This is a genomic window from Flavobacteriales bacterium (genome assembly GCA_021739695.1).
In the GTDB taxonomy this organism is placed as follows: Bacteria; Bacteroidota; Bacteroidia; order UBA10329; family UBA10329; genus UBA10329.
The window spans coordinates 150,172-170,295 of sequence record JAIPBM010000004.1 but is presented as its reverse complement, the minus strand read 5'-3'; the positions used below and the strand labels follow the sequence as shown (position 1 = coordinate 170,295).

At 44.7% G+C, this 20,124-nt stretch carries 21 protein-coding genes; 9 read left to right on the top strand and 12 right to left on the bottom strand.

Annotation, left to right across the window (positions count from 1 at the left end):
- Nucleotides 1–43 precede the first annotated feature (43 nt).
- The 6 genes from K9J17_03895 to K9J17_03870 are packed head-to-tail and all read right to left on the bottom strand — an operon-like array spanning nt 44 to nt 5,060.
- Complete coding sequence (locus K9J17_03895; protein ID MCF8275855.1) at nt 44–736, bottom strand: queuosine precursor transporter; 693 nt, start codon at nt 734–736, stop codon at nt 44–46.
- Nucleotides 737–744: 8 nt separating this feature from the next.
- Nucleotides 745–1,518 (bottom strand): TPM domain-containing protein, encoded by a 774-nt coding sequence (locus tag K9J17_03890; GenBank protein MCF8275854.1) that lies wholly within the window; start codon nt 1,516–1,518, stop codon nt 745–747.
- Nucleotides 1,515–1,949, bottom strand: a complete 435-nt coding sequence (locus K9J17_03885) for a TPM domain-containing protein (GenBank protein ID MCF8275853.1) — start codon at nt 1,947–1,949, stop codon at nt 1,515–1,517. The genes K9J17_03890 and K9J17_03885 overlap by 4 nt, the downstream gene beginning before the upstream one ends.
- A 1-nt stretch (nt 1,950) precedes the next feature.
- The gene (locus tag K9J17_03880) at nt 1,951–2,526 is read right to left on the bottom strand and encodes a LemA family protein (protein ID MCF8275852.1); all 576 of its coding nucleotides are present in this window, start codon (nt 2,524–2,526) and stop codon (nt 1,951–1,953) included.
- 46 nt (nt 2,527–2,572) lie between these two features.
- Nucleotides 2,573–3,847, bottom strand: coding sequence for a tRNA lysidine(34) synthetase TilS (gene tilS, locus K9J17_03875; protein ID MCF8275851.1), 1,275 nt, complete (start codon nt 3,845–3,847; stop codon nt 2,573–2,575).
- Nucleotides 3,837–5,060 carry an anthranilate synthase component I family protein gene (locus K9J17_03870; protein MCF8275850.1) on the bottom strand — a complete coding sequence of 408 codons (1,224 nt, stop codon included), beginning with the start codon at nt 5,058–5,060 and terminating at the stop codon, nt 3,837–3,839. Before K9J17_03870 ends, tilS begins: the two co-directional genes overlap by 11 nt.
- A 233-nt stretch (nt 5,061–5,293) precedes the next feature.
- Here K9J17_03870 and K9J17_03865 point away from each other — a divergent pair, with 233 nt between their 5' ends.
- Nucleotides 5,294–6,955, top strand: coding sequence for a T9SS type A sorting domain-containing protein (locus K9J17_03865; GenBank protein ID MCF8275849.1), 1,662 nt, complete (start codon nt 5,294–5,296; stop codon nt 6,953–6,955).
- Between the two features lie 51 nt (nt 6,956–7,006).
- Here the strand turns inward: K9J17_03865 and hemH are convergent, their stop codons facing one another.
- Both hemH and lpdA read right to left on the bottom strand, forming a co-directional pair.
- Complete coding sequence (gene hemH / locus K9J17_03860; protein MCF8275848.1) at nt 7,007–8,017, bottom strand: ferrochelatase; 1,011 nt, start codon at nt 8,015–8,017, stop codon at nt 7,007–7,009.
- A gap of 36 nt (nt 8,018–8,053) precedes the next feature.
- A complete protein-coding gene (lpdA, locus tag K9J17_03855) occupies nt 8,054–9,457 on the bottom strand; it encodes a dihydrolipoyl dehydrogenase (protein MCF8275847.1) in 1,404 nt (467 codons plus the stop codon).
- A gap of 126 nt (nt 9,458–9,583) precedes the next feature.
- On the opposite strand from lpdA, the gene K9J17_03850 reads away from it, so the two are divergent.
- From K9J17_03850 to K9J17_03840, 3 genes are all read left to right on the top strand, one after another.
- Nucleotides 9,584–10,762, top strand: coding sequence for an acyl-CoA dehydrogenase family protein (locus K9J17_03850; GenBank protein ID MCF8275846.1), 1,179 nt, complete (start codon nt 9,584–9,586; stop codon nt 10,760–10,762).
- Between the two features lie 41 nt (nt 10,763–10,803).
- Nucleotides 10,804–11,040 (top strand): hypothetical protein, encoded by a 237-nt coding sequence (locus K9J17_03845; GenBank protein MCF8275845.1) that lies wholly within the window; start codon nt 10,804–10,806, stop codon nt 11,038–11,040.
- A gap of 64 nt (nt 11,041–11,104) precedes the next feature.
- On the top strand, nt 11,105–12,028 hold the full coding sequence (locus tag K9J17_03840; GenBank protein ID MCF8275844.1) for a hypothetical protein: 924 nt from the start codon (nt 11,105–11,107) through the stop codon (nt 12,026–12,028).
- Here K9J17_03840 and K9J17_03835 read toward each other — a convergent pair whose 3' ends face one another.
- Complete coding sequence (locus K9J17_03835; protein ID MCF8275843.1) at nt 12,029–13,309, bottom strand: MFS transporter; 1,281 nt, start codon at nt 13,307–13,309, stop codon at nt 12,029–12,031.
- A gap of 63 nt (nt 13,310–13,372) precedes the next feature.
- Here K9J17_03835 and K9J17_03830 point away from each other — a divergent pair, with 63 nt between their 5' ends.
- The 4 genes from K9J17_03830 (at nt 13,373) to arsC (ending at nt 15,837) form a co-directional block, all read left to right on the top strand.
- The gene (locus K9J17_03830; protein ID MCF8275842.1) at nt 13,373–13,903 is read left to right on the top strand and encodes a RecX family transcriptional regulator; all 531 of its coding nucleotides are present in this window, start codon (nt 13,373–13,375) and stop codon (nt 13,901–13,903) included.
- 66 nt (nt 13,904–13,969) lie between these two features.
- The gene (gene prfB, locus K9J17_03825) at nt 13,970–15,070 is read left to right on the top strand and encodes a peptide chain release factor 2 (protein MCF8275841.1); all 1,101 of its coding nucleotides are present in this window, start codon (nt 13,970–13,972) and stop codon (nt 15,068–15,070) included.
- Nucleotides 15,071–15,090: 20 nt separating this feature from the next.
- Nucleotides 15,091–15,465, top strand: a complete 375-nt coding sequence (locus K9J17_03820) for a four helix bundle protein (protein MCF8275840.1) — start codon at nt 15,091–15,093, stop codon at nt 15,463–15,465.
- A 33-nt stretch (nt 15,466–15,498) separates the two neighbouring features.
- A complete protein-coding gene (arsC, locus tag K9J17_03815) occupies nt 15,499–15,837 on the top strand; it encodes an arsenate reductase (glutaredoxin) (GenBank protein MCF8275839.1) in 339 nt (112 codons plus the stop codon).
- A gap of 8 nt (nt 15,838–15,845) precedes the next feature.
- Here the strand turns inward: arsC and K9J17_03810 are convergent, their stop codons facing one another.
- Both K9J17_03810 and K9J17_03805 read right to left on the bottom strand, forming a co-directional pair.
- A complete protein-coding gene (locus K9J17_03810) occupies nt 15,846–16,010 on the bottom strand; it encodes a hypothetical protein (GenBank protein MCF8275838.1) in 165 nt (54 codons plus the stop codon).
- A gap of 58 nt (nt 16,011–16,068) precedes the next feature.
- On the bottom strand, nt 16,069–17,214 hold the full coding sequence (locus K9J17_03805; protein MCF8275837.1) for a T9SS type A sorting domain-containing protein: 1,146 nt from the start codon (nt 17,212–17,214) through the stop codon (nt 16,069–16,071).
- A 111-nt stretch (nt 17,215–17,325) separates the two neighbouring features.
- On the opposite strand from K9J17_03805, the gene fumC reads away from it, so the two are divergent.
- Nucleotides 17,326–18,723, top strand: a complete 1,398-nt coding sequence (gene fumC, locus K9J17_03800) for a class II fumarate hydratase (GenBank protein ID MCF8275836.1) — start codon at nt 17,326–17,328, stop codon at nt 18,721–18,723.
- A gap of 76 nt (nt 18,724–18,799) precedes the next feature.
- Here fumC and K9J17_03795 read toward each other — a convergent pair whose 3' ends face one another.
- Entirely contained in the window at nt 18,800–20,098 is a 1,299-nt protein-coding gene (locus K9J17_03795; GenBank protein ID MCF8275835.1) for a hypothetical protein, read from the bottom strand.
- Nucleotides 20,099–20,124 lie beyond the last annotated feature (26 nt).

Below are 20,124 nucleotides of genomic sequence, written 5' to 3'. Positions count from 1 at the left end.
TCTATTCTATCACGAGTTTGTTGTGTCTTGTTTCAGACTGAGGTCAGAATTCAACCTCCTCTGAACCTTTTAAACCTAATTGTTTGCGAATTCTCCACGTTCCTAAATACATGAAGGGTGTATCGAGCGCAGCCACAATTACTTTGAACAACCATCCAGCAATGATCAGATCGGTGAATCGACTCCAATCGATGGCGCCAACGCTGCAAAGTAGTCCGACAACCAGCACCGTATCAACCAACTGAGAAGTCATGGTAGAAAAGTTATTCCGTATCCAGAGATGCTTGCCTTTGGTCATCCGTTTCCAAAAATGATAAAGACGAATATCAATGAATTGGGCTGCTAGGTATGCAGCCATTGAAGCACCAACCGAAACAGTGGTCAGTCCAAACACCTTACTGAATTCTTCATTCTGCACTGGCGACCAATCGGTAGCAGGAACCATGTCTGCCAGCGTTACTACGCCAAGCACAAAAACACTGGCAACAAGACCGGCCATTACAACGCGGTCTGCATGTCGTCTTCCATAGATCTCAGAAATAAGATCGGTAACCAAAAACGTGATCGGATACGGAAGAATACCAACTGAAATCTCGAAGGTGTAGAGTCCAAAAGGATTCCAGGTGAAGAATTTCTGAAAGATGAGATTACATGAAACAAGCGAGGCAATGAAAATTCCCGCAAGAATGAGGTAAATGAGATCGGCCTGCTTTTGTTTTTCTGCTGAAAGTTGCATGCTGCAAATTACCAACTTCCGCCAGCACCACCACCACCAAAACTTCCTCCTCCAAAGCCACCGAAGCCGCCTCCGCCACCACCAGAAAATCCACCGCTACCTCCTCGGAAAGAACCGTACGAACCTGGGTGATTGCGACTAGCCGCGTTCAAAAGCATCCAAGCTGCCCAGAAGCCCATATTGTTGACACGCGAATAATCGCGCACCTGCTTGGCTTTTATCAACCAAACAATACCGAACACCAAGACGATGAATAAAATACTTCCGATAGGCGCTGCAGCCCCATCGCCACTTCCACCTTCGCCTTTGTATTCGCCACGGGTAGCAAGAATCATGGCGTCTGCGGCTGATGCCAAACCACCGGCATAATCATCCTGTCGGAAACGCGGTTTCATTTCATTTTCAATGATGCGTTTGCACATCGCATCCGTCAACGTTGCTTCCAGTCCGTAGCCAGTGGCAATCCACATTTTGTGGTCAGCCATACTTACGAGAATGAGTGCGCCATTGTCTTTTCCGCTTCTTCCCACACCCCATTTCTCACCCAGCTCAAAAGCATAATCGCTGATCTCGTAACCATCCAGCGACTTGATAATGACGATGGCAATTTGTACGGAGCTTTCGCGATCGTAGGCAACCAGCTTTTGTTCTAGCTGACTGATTTCTGCACCAGAAAGCGTGCCTGTAAAATCGTTTACTAAGCGATTGGATCTGGCAGGAAAATTCTGAGAAAAAACCGAAAACGGAATTGCAAGTAGAAAGATGAAAAGCAAGTTTCTCATTTGATGATGATTTCGTCTGAGAGTTCGTTCACATCACCTTTCTGATAAGGGAAATGTGTGGAAAGCGCTTCGCCAGCCATCGAAATCCCCTTCTGCAAACCTTCTGCAAACTTTTCTTCTTTGAATCGAGAAAGCATCTCCGCTTTTATCTGATCCCAGAAATCAGCCGCCACTTTGGCGTTGATGCCGCCATCGCCCAAAATGGCAAATTTCCGATCGGTCATTGCCAAATAGAATAGCACACCATTTCGAAGTTCTGTCTTGTGCATTTTCAGCTCTCCGAACAAGAAAGCCGCACGGTCCATCACATCTTCCTTGCACTTGTCTTCTACATAAAGACGCACCTCGCCCGAAGTTGCCTTTTCGGCAGCTTTGATCGCCTTATCGAGTTCGGCAAGCCGTGCTTCGGTGAAGTATTCAGAAGCTTTCAAATCAGAATTCCACTTTTGGAGCTGTCTCCGCGCCTTTATCTGCTTCGAAATATTCTTTCTTTTCGAAATCGAACATGCCCGCGATCATGTTATTTGGGAATTTGCGGATGTATGTATTGTAATCCTGAGCCGCTTCGTTGAACTTCTTGCGTTCTACAGCAATACGATTTTCAGTGCCTTCCAATTGCGATTGCAATTCCAAGAAATTCTGATTCGCTTTCAATTCTGGATAACGCTCTACCACCACCATCAATTTGCTCAAAGCCGATGACAATCCATCTTGCGCAGCTTGAAATTGCTGAATGCTGTTCGCATCCAATTTCGATGCGTCCACATTCACACTCGTTGCTTTGGCGCGTGCCTCAATTACGGCAGTCAGCGTTTCCTGTTCAAAATCGGCATAGCCTTTTACCGTAGCAACCAAATTCGGGATAAGGTCTGCTCTTCGTTGGTAAACGTTTTCAACCTGTGACCACTGCGCGGTTACCGCTTCCTGTTTTTCGACAATAGTATTGTATTGACAGCTTTGAAGTCCCAATGAACCAGCAATCAATAAAAAGAAGAATAGTTTTTTCATTTTGGTTTGATGTTTAGACAAATGTAACAAGCGAGGTGGGTTTTGTTCAGAACACCAAACTGATCTTTAACACTTTTTGGGTCGAATTTGTGACTTTGAAACGGTCGTCTAGGCGCATGCCAAGCACCCAAACAATTTCGTTTTTGTAGATAAGCAACACCACTTTTTCCTTTTCAAAAACAGAAAGTTTTTGGTCGATAAAAAAGTCGCTGAGCAATTTCCAGCCCTTCATTCCCAAGGGTTTAAATCGGTCGCCCATTTGCCATTTTCGGAGTTTCAATTCCGATTGCTGGACCAATTTGGCGTCCAGCAACGCAACGTTCTTTTCCGTTTTCAGCGATGTCAATTCCAATCTATCCAACAGCTCAAACGACAACTTCAGAGTTTCGCTTTGCGAAGTAATTTCTTGAACAAGAAAATGCTCACGGTCTTTCACTATCCGATGAGAATCCGAATGAATTTCCGTACCCGAATTTGAATCCATCATTTGCAACAGTTCAAAAATCTGATCGGATGAAAATCCTTTCGGTCCCAAAAACTCCTTCATTAAAGTGAAAGGTGCTTCAGAATCTTTCAGATCATTGATGCTGATTGCTGATTCCATCACCATATCAGCTAAGTTGTGTTGAACCCACTTCTTGTAATTCGGAAGTTCGTTTTCCGCTCGTTCGCACAACGAAAGGAGCTTTTCAAACGCGTTTGAATCCGCAGCCATCAACATTGGAAGCAAGCGCAAACGGACCCAATTCCGTTGGTAATAAACGGTTGCATTTGACGAATCTTCCCGAAAAGGGATGGCGTTTTCCAAGGCAAACTTTCTGATTTCATCCTTCGTGAATCCGAGCAGCGGACGGAAATATTTTTCCCGTTTAGAAGGCATTCCTTGCAAACCTCTGAAACCTGTTCCGCGCAGCACATTCATCAGTAGCGATTCAACTCTATCGTTGGCGTGGTGCGCTAAAGCAGTTGCCACGAAACCGTGCTCGTCCATTAATTCCTGAAAGAATCTGTAGCGCTCATCTCTGGCCACCATCTGAATAGAACTATTCGAATCTTCAGCCAGTTTTTTGGTCTCAACTTGTCGTGAGTAAAACGGAACGTTTCTTTCCGCGCACCACGTTCTCACCAATTCTTCATCAGCATCTGAAGCTGAATCGCGCAGCTGATAATTGCAATGCGCCACAGCAATCGCATATCCTTGTTGATGAAGTAGAGAAACCAGCACCATTGAATCCACTCCACCACTAACGGCCACTAAAACTGGTCTTCCATCATTCAGAAAACCAAGTTTTTGCATGGATTCGAGGAGTCTACTTTGCATGATTGAGTAGCACGTTTCGCATAGCTTCTGCCTTTAGCATGCATTCTTCATATTCCTTTTCGGGATCAGAATTGATGGTGATGGCGCTTCCAGTTGGAAAAGTGACCAACTGCTTCTCTTCGTTATAGAGAATACTTCGGATGATGACGTTAAAATCAAAATCGAGCTCAGGTGTGAAATAACCGACCGCTCCAGAATACAATCCACGCGAAAAATCTTCAAACTGATCGATCAATTCCATGGCTCGGATCTTCGGTGCGCCCGTCATGGAACCCATCGGAAATGCATTGAGCAAAGCATCCAGCGGATGAACGTCATCTCGCAACTCAGCAGAAACGGTTGAGATCATTGCATTCACATGTTCAAACTCATACACACCGCACAATTCTTCCACTTTCACGCTTCCTTTTTTCGCGCTTCGCGATAGGTCGTTGCGCACCAGATCGGTGATCATCACATTCTCTGCTACTTCCTTCGCATCATTTCGTAATGCCGTTTTCTGAAGTTCGTTTTCAGCCGTTCTGCGATTGGTTCCTTTCATCGGCTGAGAGATCAACTTTCTTCCTTCCTTCATCATGAATCGCTCGGGACTAGAGCTCATCAGATACTTGCCATTATCTGCCACAAAACAGGAAAATGGAGCAGGCGATGCAAGCTGCAATTCCTGATACAATCGAAACGGATCGACCGTGGTGTTCTTAAAACCGTGTTGAACGCAGAAATTCACCTCGTAGATATCACCGAATTGAATGTGCTGCTGTAAGCTTTTAACCTTGTGGACATATTCCGATTTTGAAACGGTTTCAAGTTCATTTCCAAGGACAGAAGCTGCGTTTTGCTGATCGATTTCACCATCCAATTCATCCGAATGAGAAAAACACGTCCATCCATTTTCGCTAAAGAGAAACGCGTGCTTTGGTACAAAAAAGTGGAACATCGGAAAGCTGATACTGTCTGAGTTCTTGCTTGAAAGGTTTTCGAGCAAATTCTTGGCATCGTATCCAAAATAGCCCAAAACCAGGTCGTGTTGTTGGTTTAGCCAATTCCTCAACTTCGGAATATCAGCTTCCGATTCTCCAATTATCTCGGACTGAATTCCAGTGCCAAATAATTTCGAGAACTTAAACGAATTCTCTGATGAGGAGAATTGATGGAATTGGTTCCAATCCAAGCCGATTCTAACACTTGCTAAACTCGAAAAGTGTTTCTCCATCGAGGATTCGTCCACATCAACCCATTTCCTATCAGACCACGCCATTAACTACGAATATCGACAAACAACATAACCGGACTCAACCTCCACCGTAATAAGACGGCAATAGGAGAACGTTCCGCAAAGTTGAAATTTAAATGGCTTCAGAATTTTACCAACCAGTTCGAGTGAAAAAAGTAACTTTAGACTCGTGTTCAATTAGCTTTGAAACCAGAATTAGAAATACATCTAGTATGAAGAAATCAATTTACTCTCAGATAGGAATTCTCACTGTAATTGTAGCTTGCAGCGTTATTTCGCTGAACTCGCAGGCCCAAGGAGTCGTGAACAACGGAGCGAAGATCAACATTGCTACTGGTACCTACTTCAACATAGACAATGGCGGATTCACGAACGAATCTGGAGGTGAAGTTACCAATGCTGGAACGATGCAAGTTGATGGAACTTGGGAAAACAACGATGCTGGTGGTGTATTTGCCACGAACAATGGAGTAGTTCAATTAGACGGTGCTGCACAAGATATCACTGGTTCGGAGCCTACGGATTTCTACACAGTTGTAGTTCAAGGTACTGCCCATAAAACGTTGAATGGAGTTGATGCCAATGTTTACAACAACCTTAACCTGAATGGGAAAAGTTTGAGACTCAACACAAACACGTTGAATATCGAAACATCATCCACTGCTGCCATCACTGGAGCTGGAAAGATCATTTCTGAAACAGGTCCTGCTTCTGGCGGATATGGCGTGCTTCGTTGGAACATTGGAACCAACACTGGAAACTACACGATTCCGTTTGGAACAGATGTAGCGACACCTACTGACCTGTCATTCGGCTACAACATTACCACTGCTGGTCTACCAAGCTCTAACTACAAGACTTTTTCAACCTATGTAACCGATTCTGAGAATTCATTCACAGGAACCAACATCACGGTAAACCCATTGAATAACCAATGGACAGACCTTCCAACATCAGTAACCAACCTTACTGATGATTATATACAAGCTGCTCATTATTGGACAGTGGACCGTTTTTGGATCATTGATGCGGAAAACATTGGCGTTGGCATGAGTGGCTATGCTTCCGCGCCAAGAATTGAATATGCTTTCAAATACGCGCAAACTGAAGTAGCGGCTCCAAACCATATAGATGAGACGAAATTAGCCCCGCAACGCTGGAATCACACCTTGAACAAATGGGGCGATTGGTTGTATGGCGTTCCTGCAGTAATTACCAACCCAGCTACGAACACTACTACCGTACAAATTGCTCAAGATGGTTCAACTTGGGAGGAAGACATGTACCCAGTTTGGACACTTGTTGACAACAGTGATCCACTTCCTATTGAAATCGTTCGGTTTGCGGGTGAGTGTGCTGGCGGTTCTATTGATGTACGTTGGACGACTTGGACTGAAACAAACAACGACTTCTTCACACTTGAAAGAAGTAATAATGGAAGTGATTTCGAAATTGTAGATGTGATAGAAGGAGCTGGCAACAGCAACGAGCCGATCAGCTACAATGTGAAAGATGAAGAAGCTTACAGCGGAACTTCTTACTACCGTTTGAAAGACACTGATTTCGCAGGAAAATCGACTTATTCTGAGGTAGTTGCTGTTACCTGCGGTGATGATGTTAACGACTTCAACTTTGTGAATGCCTATGATGTTGACCAAACTGAAGTAGTTGTAGAATTTACAGGCACTGAAAATGAAGACTTCAAGATCGTTCTTTTCGATGCTAGTGGAAAGAAAATACTTGATTACGCCAACACAGCCGTGGACGGTATGAATAAAGTAAGACTTAACACAGGTGTACTTGCAAGCGGAATCTACATCGTCAACCTGTCGAACAGCACCAAAAACTTCAGCAAGCGAGTGATGCTGAAATAAAGAAGAAAATGAGTGGGAAAGTGAAAAGGGAGGACTTCGGTTCTCCCTTTTTTATTTGGAACGAATGTGATCTGCCATCGCTTTTACCCAATCAGGGTCATCGTTCAAACTTGGAACCAATTGGATCTTTTCTCCTCCGTGCTCTTCGAATATCTCTTGATATTCCACTCCGATCTCAATGAGTGTTTCGAGGCAATCGGCAACAAAGGCAGGTGAGAAGACCAGCATCTTTTTAACACCTTTCTCCGCTTTTTCTGCCACTACCTTATCCGAATATGGTTTGATCCATTTATCGTCTAAGCGAGACTGAAATGCAACGGTGTATTGATCTTCGGTCAATCCCAATCCGGCAGCAATGCGCTTGGTGGATTCGTAACAGGTGGCCTTGTAGCAAAACTGATTATCATCTGACACACCATGCTCACAATCGTGATCGGAGCATAGACCTTCATCATAGATCTTATCTAGTTGTCGAACAGGTAAACCGTGGTAGCTGAACAAGACGTGATCGTACGCAGCTACATCGAACTGTTTTCCCCGTTTCACAAATCCGTCAACATAACCTTGTAGGTCGTAAAATTGATTGACAAAAACCATTTCAGGAATGGCCCACCACTTGGATGCAATGCGCATTACCTCTTCCATGCAGGTGCCGGTAGAAGATGATGCATATTGTGGATACATCGGCACCACAATGATCTTTTTCGGATTGTTCTTTCGGATTTTCTCCAAGCCTTCTTCCACAGAAGGGCTTTGATAGCGCATAGCGATTTCCACCTGGTACTTTGGCCCCAGATCAGACTGCAATCCCTTCTTGAAATTCTCTGAATGAATAAGCAACGGAGAACCCTGATCCGTCCACATCTGTTGATAGATCTTGGCTGATTTTGGCGCGCGGAATGGAACAATGATGGCATTGACCAGAATCTTCCTTGCCAACCAAGGAATATCAATAACACGCGGGTCGTTGAGGAATTGCGAGAGGTACTTGCGCACATCGCTCACCTTTGGGGAGTCGGGTGTTCCGACATTCATGAGGAGAACTCCTATTTCTGGCTTCATGGAGATTGGAACACGTTTCTGTATCGAATGTTCCGATTACATGTGCAACGGACGATTATCCGTAGCAGCCAAACAGGCTTCTTTAATGGCTTCTGTATAGGTTGGATGAGCATGCGAAATGCGCGAAACATCCTCGGCTGAAGCACGGAATTCCATGGCTACAACCGCCTCTGCAATCATATCTGCGGCACGCGCACCGATCATGTGCACCCCTAGAATCTCATCAGTATTCTTATCTGCAAGAACTTTAACCAAACCATCCATATCCATACTGGCACGCGAACGGCCTAAGGCACGCATTGGAAAGGAACCTACCTTGTACTCAATACCAGCTTCTTTCAATTGCTCTTCTGTTTGTCCAACAGCTGCCACTTCTGGCCACGTGTAAACCACACCTGGAATAAGGTTATAGTCGATGTGCGGTTTTTGTCCAGCCATGGTTTCGGCAACGAACACGCCTTCCTCTTCGGCCTTGTGAGCAAGCATTGCTCCTTTTATTACATCGCCAATGGCGTAAATACCAGCAACTTTTGTCTGTAGATGTGCATCTACTTCTACTCGACCGCGGTCATCCGTAGCTATTCCAACTTTCTCTAATCCGAGTCCATCTGTATATGCTTTCCGTCCTACAGACACGAGGCAGTAATCTCCTTCTAAGGTGATCTCTTCTCCTTTCTTATCGTCAGCTTTGAGGGTAACGGTCTTTCCTTTGGCAGAAACGGCTTTCACCTTGTGGCTCAAGTAGAATTTCACGCCTTCTTTCTTCAATACTTTCAGCAATTCTTTGCCTAAGGTCTTATCCATGGTTGGAATGATGCTGTCCATATATTCCACAACGGAAACTTCGGCACCTAAACGGGCATAAACAGAACCGAGTTCCAAGCCGATAACGCCACCACCAACTACTATCAGATGCTTTGGAACTTCGGTAAGATTCAATGCTTCGGTAGACGTTATCACCCGCTTTTTATCGATTGTGATGAAAGGCAATGAAGATGGCTTTGAGCCAGTGGCAATAACGACTTTATCCGTATCGATGGTCTCTGATGTGCCATCTGCCTTGGTAACGTTGATCTTGTTCTTGGTTTCGAAACTTCCGAGGCCTTCATAAACATCGATCTTGTTCTTTTTCATCAAGAAGCTGATGCCATCCACATTCTGTTTCACCACATCGCTTTTGCGGGTGATCATCTGCTTGATGTTCACTTTTGGCGTAGGAATATCAATTCCGTGCTCTTTAAATGTGTGCATGGCATTATGGAAATGCTCCGATGAATCGAGCAAGGCCTTGGAAGGAATACATCCCACATTGAGGCAGGTACCTCCAAGCGTTGGATATTTCTCAATAATGGCGGTTTTCATCCCCAATTGCGCACATCTGATCGCTGCCACGTAGCCTCCTGGGCCTGAACCAATAATCGTTACATCATACTTTGCCATGCTTTGCTGTTTTTGAACGGCCGCAAAGGTATGTTTTGAAGATGAGGAATCGAAGTGATATGAGGATCAAGATGCATGGAAAGTGGCAACCAATCATTTCTACTTTTGTGGCTTCAAACAAAAGCTATGGCTGAAGACAGATATAACGGACACGATTATTACCTGATGGACGAACTCCTTACGGAAGAACACAAACTCATTCGTGAAACGGTGCGAACATGGGTGAAACAGAATGTTTCTCCGATCATTGAAGAATACGCGCAGAAAGCGGAGTTCCCTATTCATCTCTTAAAAGGTTTGGGAGAGATCGGAGCGTTCGGTCCGTACATTCCGCATGAATATGGCGGACCAGGTTTAGATCAGATCAGCTACGGCATCATCATGCAAGAATTGGAGCGTTGCGATAGCGGTTTGAGAAGCACTGCTTCTGTTCAGAGTTCGTTGGTGATGTTTCCTATCTGGAGCTACGCCACCGAAAGTCAGAAACAGAAATGGCTGCCAAAATTGGCAACGGGCGAATTACTCGGATGCTTTGGTCTTACGGAACCAGATCATGGTTCAAATCCGAATGGAATGGTCACGCATTTCAAAGATGCTGGTGATCATGTTATTCTGAACGGAGCGAAAATGTGGATCAGCAATGCACCATTCGCAGATATTGCCGTTGTGTGGGCAAAGGACGAAGAAGGCACTATCAGAGGTTTGGTTGTAGAGCGCGGAATGGAAGGTTTTACTACGCCAACAACCCACGGAAAATGGAGTCTGCGCGCATCTGCCACTGGCGAATTGGTATTTGATAACGTAAAAGTTCCAAAGGAAAATCTGTTCCCAGATATTCGAGGTCTTAAAGGCCCGTTGAGCTGTTTGAACTCAGCCCGTTACGGAATTGCTTGGGGCGCTTTAGGAGCAGCCTTGGATTGCTACGATACCGCTTTGCGTTATTCGAAAGAGCGCATCCAATTCGGAAAACCGATAGGCAGCTTCCAATTGCAACAAAAGAAATTGGCCGAAATGATCACAGAGATAACCAAAGCGCAATTGCTGGTTTGGAGATTAGGTGTGCTGAAAAACGACCATCGCGCATCGCCACAACAAATTTCCATGGCCAAACGGAATAATGTGGAAATCGCTCTGAGAACCGCTCGCGAAGCACGACAAATGTTGGGCGGAATGGGAATCACGGGCGAATACCCGATCATGCGCCACATGATGAATTTGGAAAGTGTAGTGACCTACGAAGGCACGCACGACATCCATTTGCTCATTACTGGAATGGATGTGACCGGTTTCAACGCCTTCAACTAGATCGCGTAAATTCGCAACACATATTTATCAGCAAAAAATCAATGACTCAAAAAGGAAAACTTACACCTGTGGTTCTAGCAACTGCTGTGCGTGAAAACATGAACGCGAACGGCACACTGAAAGCACAATTCAAAAATCACTTTCTAGCCAAATTCTCCGAAGAGGAATTGAATGGGATGAAAGAGGGAATTGAAGGCGAAATCCAAGGACGGAAAATGGCTGTAGTGGACGAGAAAATCAAGTTTTTGGAAGAGCTTGGATACAAGATTTCCAAATAATCCAATTCATAAAAAAAGTAACCGTAAAGCCTTCAGAAAAACCTGAAGGCTTTATTTTTATCCCATGCGCACGTTTTTCATATTTCTGTTCTCTCCTTTCCTGTGCATGGCGCAGTACAAAGGCGTTTCTTACGAACTGAGAAACGAGATCGGAACTTTCAAACTCACCTCACTCACATTCTCACATCGAATTGATAACGAAGAGGGAATTACCTACGTGACTGATAAAACAGGAAAAGACACGCTTTACAGCATGGATCAATTCCTCAACGGATTTGTTGGTTTGAGCAACGATGGGAAAACCATCGTTCACGTTCAGTCAGAAAAAAATTCGTTGCCCCTCAACAAAAGCATTCTCACTTTTTATCGGAACGGAGAAAAGTTTGATGCTGCCGAATTAGGCAAATTGATAAAATACGAATTGGATGATGCCGTAAAAAAGGAACGATTGCCCAGATCTGGCTGGCTTAGAAACGATAGTCTGCTGCACACAATGGCCAGCAATTCGTTCTACATAACGGATGATAAGGTGTTTATTTCTACGGATGGACCGCTGCTGCACGCTTTTGACGTGAATGAGATGTTCCATGTTTACACAGGAAATGGAGCCAATCATTTCATGCAGAATTATTACTCCATTCCAAACATGCCGTTCCGTTCGGAATTCAATTCATCCGAGTATTTCCCGAAAGAATTTCCCAAAACCGAAAATGGAGAGGAATTCAACACGGTTCTGGAAAAAATTCTTGGCAATGAGATCAGCATTCCAGAAGAAGCAAAATGGAGAGTTGAAATTGAATTCCTTCTGAATTCCGATGGCACTTTTTCCTCACGGAAAACAACCGTTTACAGCATAAATTCAAACAAAACAGATGCGGAAAAAAGTCAGGTTTTGAAAGATGAATTGGGAAAATTGAAATTCGAAACTTCCCTCCTACCACCAAAACATCCTTCTTGGCTGTTCAGCAATAATTTCTGGTTGAAATAATTATTCGGTTCGGATTTTCAGCGTTTGAAGCTGTGGCAGAACTCCAACGAGCGGAATAATGGAAACAAGGATAAATCCTCCGCAGATCCCGTAACACCAAACAATATTATTGGAAGCAGAAAAGAACGGCAGCGCAAACAGTGAAAGCAATAGACCACGGCTGGCAATATTGTAGATGTAAAAAATACTATTGGCCCTGCCAATGATGTTGTTTGGAATGTGATTGAACAGAAAAGTGACGCGCGTGATGCGCGTGCCGGCATTACTGAACCCGATAAGCGTAGAGAAAAGATAGAATCCGACAACGCTTTTGGAAAATGCCACAACCACGAACGAAACACCGGCCAAAAACATGAGCAAAAGAATGCTTTTGGCAGGAGCCAGATTCCTTGTTAATTTTTGGATGAGAAACCCAGCAAACAAACTTCCTAACGCAAAGTAAACCTCGCTACTAGCGTACACATCTGCGCCAGCTTCCAACTGATTATCTACGAAAATGGGAAGCAGAAATTGTACCTCGACCAGCAGCACAACAAAAATGGAATAGGTTGCCAAACCGAAGACCAGAAGTTCCTTGTTCAACGTTAGAAACTTCCAACCACGCTTAAAGCGAAGTAGGATCTTCTCCATATCGATCGGTAGTGGATTGTGATCGACATATTTAATGAAGGGAATGATGCACGCGGCAAGTGCGTACGTACTCGCATCGAGCAGGAAAATTTCCCAAATGGTCCATTGCTCAATTTCAAAGGGAAAAGAAATCTGCAGACCCATCATGTTCAAACTTCCGCCCGTTGTGCCCGAAAGCAGAATAGCGCCAAACGCGCCCGAAAGCACGTTGGTGCCCTGCCCTAAAACTTCAATCAGCGAATTGACTCTGCCGTAATCGCCTTTGGCTGCCAATTGCTGCGAAAATGCGTAGAGATTGGGATAATGGATGTTGAACCCGAAAAAGGTGAAAACAAACACAAAAGCAACTAACCAAATAGGCGCTTCCTGATGCAGTTCTCCGTACAGACCAGCACATCCAAGCACAATAAAACCAACGATGGACGCAAACCAAAAGATGTTCTTGCGTGGATAACGGTCAATAAGTGTTCCTGCAAAAAGGCTCCAAAAAATGCTGATGAACGTGGCCACGGCAAGCACTTTTCCGAACACCACAGATTGGTTGACAACCGAAGCAAAGTACCACGGAATGGAAAGCATGGTAATTCCCTGCGCAAAGCTCGAAACCACGTGTGAACTGAACAGAAGTGCGAGGGCGCGTTTGTTTTCCATCAAAAAAGTTGGGCAAAGCTAGTTTTAGTCGATGGTCAACGGTTAATAGTCAACGGAAAAAAATTGTTTAGAAATAGAGCGTGCGCTGCTGTGGTCCGTGGACTATGGTCTATCGACTTTGATAGCTATTTTTCATGCATGGATTTTGGCCCGAAAGAAGCGCTCGAGAAATTGCGGAAATACTGCGCGTATCAAGAGCGAAGCCATCACGATGTGAATCAGAAAATGTGGGACTTGAAAATCCCAGATGAATGGCGCGAAGAGATCACGCTTTCATTGATGAAAGAGAATTTCCTGAATGAGGAGCGTTTTGCCCGCACATACGCAAGAGGCAAATTCAACATCAAGAAATGGGGAAAAGTGAAGATCACCGAAGGCTTGAAAAACCACCAAGTGAGTAAAAAATGTATTCAGCTGGCACTAACGGAAATCGATGAAGACGCTTATTTGAACGTGCTGCGCGAAACCATGGATGAAAAACGGGCGAGCCTGAAGGAAAAGAATCCCTGGAAACGCAGATCGGCCATTTATCGCTTTGCCACGCAACGCGGATTTGAAGGCACATTGATCAATGAGTTCCTCAGCGACAAGTAACTTTCAGGCACCAACACTTGTCTTACATTTGCGCTTCGGGAAAATCACCCCAAAACACGAACAATTATGATCACAACAGATCAACTGAACGACCTCAAAAAAAGACTGAACGCGCTTCATGGCTACTTAGAAATAGACCGAAAGCTGCGCGAAATAGCCGAGGAAACACAGACAACATTAGCTCCTGGTTTTTGGGACGACCCTAAAAAAGCGGAGGAATTGATGAAGAAAACAAACGCCAAAAAGGAATGGACAAAGGCCTTTGAAAAAGCTACGACCGCACTCGAAGACCTGACTGTTCTTTACGAATTCAATAAAGAAGGCGAGGCTTCTGAAGAAGAAGTAACTGCGCAACAGGAATTATTCACCGATCTGCTCGAAGATCTCGAATTCAAAAACATGTTGGGCGATGAAGGTGATGAGCTGCACGCCATTTTAGAGATCAACTCTGGTGCTGGCGGAACGGAAAGTTGCGACTGGGCTGGCATGTTGATGCGTATGTACATCATGTGGGCTGAAAAGAATGGCTTCAAGGTTCTGCAGAACGATATTCAAGAAGACGATATTGCAGGAATTCGCTCGTGCTCGTTGCAGATAGAAGGTGACTATGCTTACGGAAATCTGAAAGGAGAAAACGGTGTTCATCGTTTGGTGAGAATATCTCCATTCGACAGCAACGCCCGAAGACATACGTCCTTCGCCTCCGTTTTCGTTTATCCTGTAGTGGATGATACGATCAATATCGAGATCAATCCGGCAGATATTACTTGGGACACGTTCCGATCTGGTGGTGCTGGTGGACAGAACGTAAATAAGGTGGAAACGGGTGTTCGGGTAACGCATCATCCGAGCGGTATCATCATCCGAAATACGGAAAGCAGATCGCAGGGCACGAACCGCGAAAATGCATTGCGTTTATTGAAGTCTCAACTGTATGATATTGAGCTCAGAAAGCGTTTGGAAAAACGTGCCGAGGTGGAAGGTGGAAAAATGAAAGTGGAGTTCGGAGCGCAGATCCGCAACTACGTTTTCCATCCATATAAATTGGTAAAAGACCTACGTTCAGGTATCGAAACATCTAACGTGCAAGGCGTGATGGATGGCGAGTTGAACAAGTTCATCAAAGGTTATTTGCTTCAATTCGGCAATGAAGAATCTCAGGAATGAAGTGATGAGGAGGTGAAGTAATGAAGAAGGATTGGCCGCATAAGAAGCTAGTTGCTTGGCAGGAAGCAATGGAACTTGTAAAGCTGATTTACATCTTCTCTTCTGAACTACCATCTGACGAAAAGTTCAATATCACTTCACAACTCAAACGGGCTTCGGTTTCCATTCCGCTGAATCTCGCTGAAGGAGCAGGAAGAAATTCAGACAAAGAATTTAGGCACTTCCTCCATATTGCAAGAGGTTCCTTAAGTGAAGTAAATACGGTTTTGGATCTCTGTGTTTTATTGGGCTTCTGTACAAATGACCGAATAGCACTTTTAAACGAGCAAGAACAAAAGTGTGCTGCTTTGATAAATGGACTGATCAAATCAATCGACAAAAAGCACACTTCATAACTTCACCTCTTCATCCCTTCATTACTCTAGCGTATGAAAATCTACCATAACCCGCGTTGCACCAAAAGTCGAGAAACACTTCAATTGATTCGTGATGCTGGCATTGAGCCTGAAATCGTAGACTATTTGGTTGATGTTCCTTCTGAAGCTGAATTGAAAGAATTGATTAGCCTGCTCGGTATCAAACCTTACGATTTACTCAGAAAAGGCGAAACCGATTTCAAAGACAACTTTAAAGTGAAAGAACTTTCGGACGATGAATGGATAGCTGCAATGGTGAAATATCCGAAATTGATTGAGCGACCGATTGTTGTGAAACAAAAAAAGGCCGTCTTGGGACGGCCTCCTGAAAACGTTAAAACGTTACTTTAAGTTTAAAATCAGTCGCGTGGCGCGATAAATGCAGCCAATTTTTCTCCCATTTCTGGGCTAAATCGCTCCATGAAAAGCAATGTTGCCATCAACGGAATCCAAAGTCCGAGGAAAACCAACATCCAAAAGCCCATCAACATGTACATGAATATTACTACGATACCTACGCTCATCTCTTTGAAATTTGAGCCGAAAGTAGTGTATGCTTACGAATTGGGCAAAAAGAAGTGCTCAATTAATGACCAACTTTTCAGTAAATATTCCATCCTCAGCAAAAACGGTCAAGAAGTAGACTCCTGCTCTCTCCGCATGCAAACGAAAAGTGGCGCTTTTTGAGGAATCTGACCTTAAAAGTTGTCCGAGTGAATTGCGTAATTCAAAAGTTCTTTGAGCAGCCGTTTCGAACCTAATGGCAACTTCTCCTTCCGAAGGATTAGGATAAATGGTGAAACTTGGTTTTGTTGTTTGTTCAATCCCAGTCGTCAATACGTTTAGTCTGTATTGATTGAAAAATCTCCATATCTCAACCGAAGCCGAAAAATCCTGATTGGTAACGCCAATAGAAATGACTGTTGGAGAACCTGGCCACGTATGACCTCCACCGTTTATTCTATAATGCTCCACCGTTGAACCTGCATCTCCCCCTGAGTAGACAAAATGATCGGCAGTGCAGCCGTCTAAAGCATTAACATCAGGAACGGCAGATTGAACAGCCGTTGGATTGCAGTTATTGACGCTCACCCAATAATTGACCACCGCTTCTGTACCAACAAAGGTCTGGGTAGCATCACCCAAATAAGGAACGGTTGGATCTGCTGTGCCGTGGATTTCCATTATTGGCGTTGGATGATCTAGGTTGCACGCACTCAATTCAGACTGAACCATCGTTCCTGTTACAGAGGCAATGGCTGCAATGCGACTTCCAAGGTCACAGGCCATTTTGTAGCTCATGAATCCTCCATTGCTCATACCTGTGCAATAAACACGGTTCGGGTCAATGTTGTAATCAGCAGAAATTGAATCAATCAAGGCTGAAAGGAAACCAACATCATCTGGTCCACCCGGTATTCCAAACGCATTCCAAAATTGATTCTGAGCGTTATCCATTGTTCCTTCGGGGTGAACAATGATAAAATTGGCCGTATCGGCAATGGCCTTGAAACTTCCATACACTTCCTGCTCAAATGCTTGTGAACCGTAACCATGCAAATTGATGATCAATGGAACAGCTTCTGTGCCCGTATAAATATTCGGTTGATACAAACGATAAGCACGCTGTAAACCTCCATGTGTAATAGATCCTTGAACTACTGGTTGGGCCATGGCGGATGCAACCAATATCAAGAGCGAAACAAGAGATGTAAACGTAAATTTCATGCTGGATGGAGATTAAATGAGCTACAAAACTAAGCTTATTTCAAACCTTGTTTGGTAGCGTTGTGCGAGACGGTAAATTTGCGACCATTCTTAACTAATAGTCACAACGAAATGTCAGATTTTAGAATTGAAAAAGATACCATGGGCGAAGTGCAGGTGCCTGCCGATAAATATTGGGGAGCACAGACAGAGCGTTCAAGAAACAACTTCAAAATTGGCCCAGCAGCCAGTATGCCATTGGAGGTGATCTACGGGTTTGCTTACCTGAAGAAAGCCGCAGCTCATACCAATTGCCAATTAGGTGTTCTTGATGAGAAGAAACGAGACCTGATTTCTGCCGTTTGCGATGAAATTCTTGATGGAATGCATGATGATCAATTTCCGTTGGTGATCTGGCAAACCGGATCGGGAACGCAGAGCAACATGAACGCCAACGAGGTGATTGCCAACCGTGCTCACGTAATGACTGGTGGGAAACTGGATGACAAGGACAAAGTCTTGAAGCCAAATGATGATGTGAACAAGAGTCAATCATCTAACGACACGTATCCAACCGGAATGCACATTGCCTGTTACAAGTTAATCGCTGAAAACACGATTCCAGGTGTTCAGACACTTCGTGATACGCTAAAGGCCAAATCGCTGGCATTCAAAAGCGTGGTAAAGATCGGTCGTACTCACTTGATGGATGCAACTCCGCTTACTATTGGACAAGAGTTCAGCGGCTATGTTTCTCAATTGGACCATGGATTGAAAGCACTGAACAACACCCTTGAGCATCTTTCTGAACTCGCTTTGGGAGGAACTGCTGTTGGAACGGGAATCAACACACCTGATGGTTATTCTGAACTCGTTGCTGAGAAAATTGCCGAATTCACAGGACTTCCGTTCATTACTGCTGAGAACAAGTTTGAAGCTTTGGCTGCACACGATGCGTTGGTGGAAACCCACGGAGCATTGAAACAGCTGGCTGTTTCGCTGAATAAGATCGCCAACGATATCCGAATGATGGCTTCTGGTCCACGCTCTGGAATTGGCGAATTGCTCATTCCTGCCAATGAACCAGGTTCTTCGATCATGCCTGGAAAAGTGAACCCTACGCAATGCGAAGCCTTGACCATGGTTTGCGCGCAAGTGATGGGAAACGATACAGCCGTTACCATTGCAGGAACACAGGGACATTACGAATTGAACGTGTTCAAGCCAGTCATGGCGTATAATGTTCTTCAATCTGCTCGACTTTTGGGCGATGCCTGCGTATCGTTTGATGAGCATTGCGCCCAAGGAATAGAGCCAAATCACCCACGTATTCAAGAATTGGTGAACAACAGTTTGATGTTGGTGACTGCTCTTAACACCAAGATCGGTTACTACAAAGCAGCCGAAATTGCTGGAAAAGCACACGAAGAAGGAACTACGCTGAAAGCGGCTGCGCTTTCTTTGGGTTATTTGACATCTGAAGAATATGACGAGTGGGTTGACCCACGGAAGATGATCGGTACGATCTGATAATCGAATACCTCTGATAATAACGGAAGGGGCGGACCAAATTGGCCCGCCCCTTCCTTTTCGTGACATTCGTCTTTTAGTTAGAACGCTTAACCGTAGTTCTCGCTGCACCACTTTTTACTGCAGATGAAGGAGCGCTTGCTCTAGTTGCTGGAGCTTTGGCCACTGTTGAAGTTCCTCGAGAAGAACTTACGCTTGAGGGACGAGTTCCTGAATTGCCCGCTGCAGACCGACTTGGAGTACTGCTGACGTTCGATTGAGGCTTTGCAGTTGTTCTGGTCGCTTGCGTTCTTGACACTGAACTTGCTGGCTTCGAACTCATCGAATTCTGTGCTGGCATATTCTGTCTCACTTGGCTAGTGCTTCGTGTAGAAGTCGCTGCTGTCCGTGGTTGTGTAGAAACCGGCCGATTAGAGCTAGAACTTTGAGTTTGAGCTCCAGTTCTGACTGGTGCAGATTGCACTGGTCTTGATTGGGTCGATGCTGCCTGCGGTCTGGTTGATTGTACCCGAACGTTATTTGCGTCATTCACCGGACGAGACGTTTGTGTTGCTGTTGGCCGTTGAGACACAGAAGGTGCATTACGAACCTGCGAAGGTTGAACTGCTGAACGCTCGCTTACAGAAGATCGGTTTACCGCAGGCCTTTGTTGGCTCCCTTGCGCAGTAGTCACCGTACTTCGCTCGCGTCTCACCGGAACCTCACCTCTACCAGCAGTTTGAGTATACCTAGCGTGTGCTACTCCGTGACCGCTCGGTCTGTAAGTATGACCAATGGTTGCGTAGCAAGGTCGCACATTTTGTACATAAGGTCTGTAGTAAGTATAGCGCACTGGCGTGTAGTATTGTCTGTAGGGCGTTTGTCTTACGAAACACATGTTTACAACTGGGCGTGCAAAGGCAACATAGAATGGTCGGAAAACGAAATACGGATTCCATGTGTTGATGTAGCCTGTATGGTAGGCGTAGTATCCGTATGAATTGTAGTGAACATACAATCCTCCAACTTGGCAAACCCTACGGTTGTTGTAGTTGATCATCACATCTCCGATCTGAGTTACCCTTCCGTAGTAATCATACCAGATCGGAACATTTTCAACTTGAATCACCGCTCCGAAATCATCATACTGAACGTACGGGTTGTAATTGTATCCCGAATTGAAGGTGACATTCACATATCCGTTACTTACCGTATTGGACTGCTGACCGTTGGCCAGGTAAAAGTCGAATTCACCATCTGGGTAAACGGCAAAGGTTATTCCCATCTCGTCAAAAACGAATCCGTCTGCATAACTGTTGATATAGGAATATCCATAACCGCTAGACCGGAAGGTAATTGCCAAAAGACCTACAAAGATTAGAGTGAGCTTTTTCATGATTTCCAGTTTTTGTTTAACGTTTA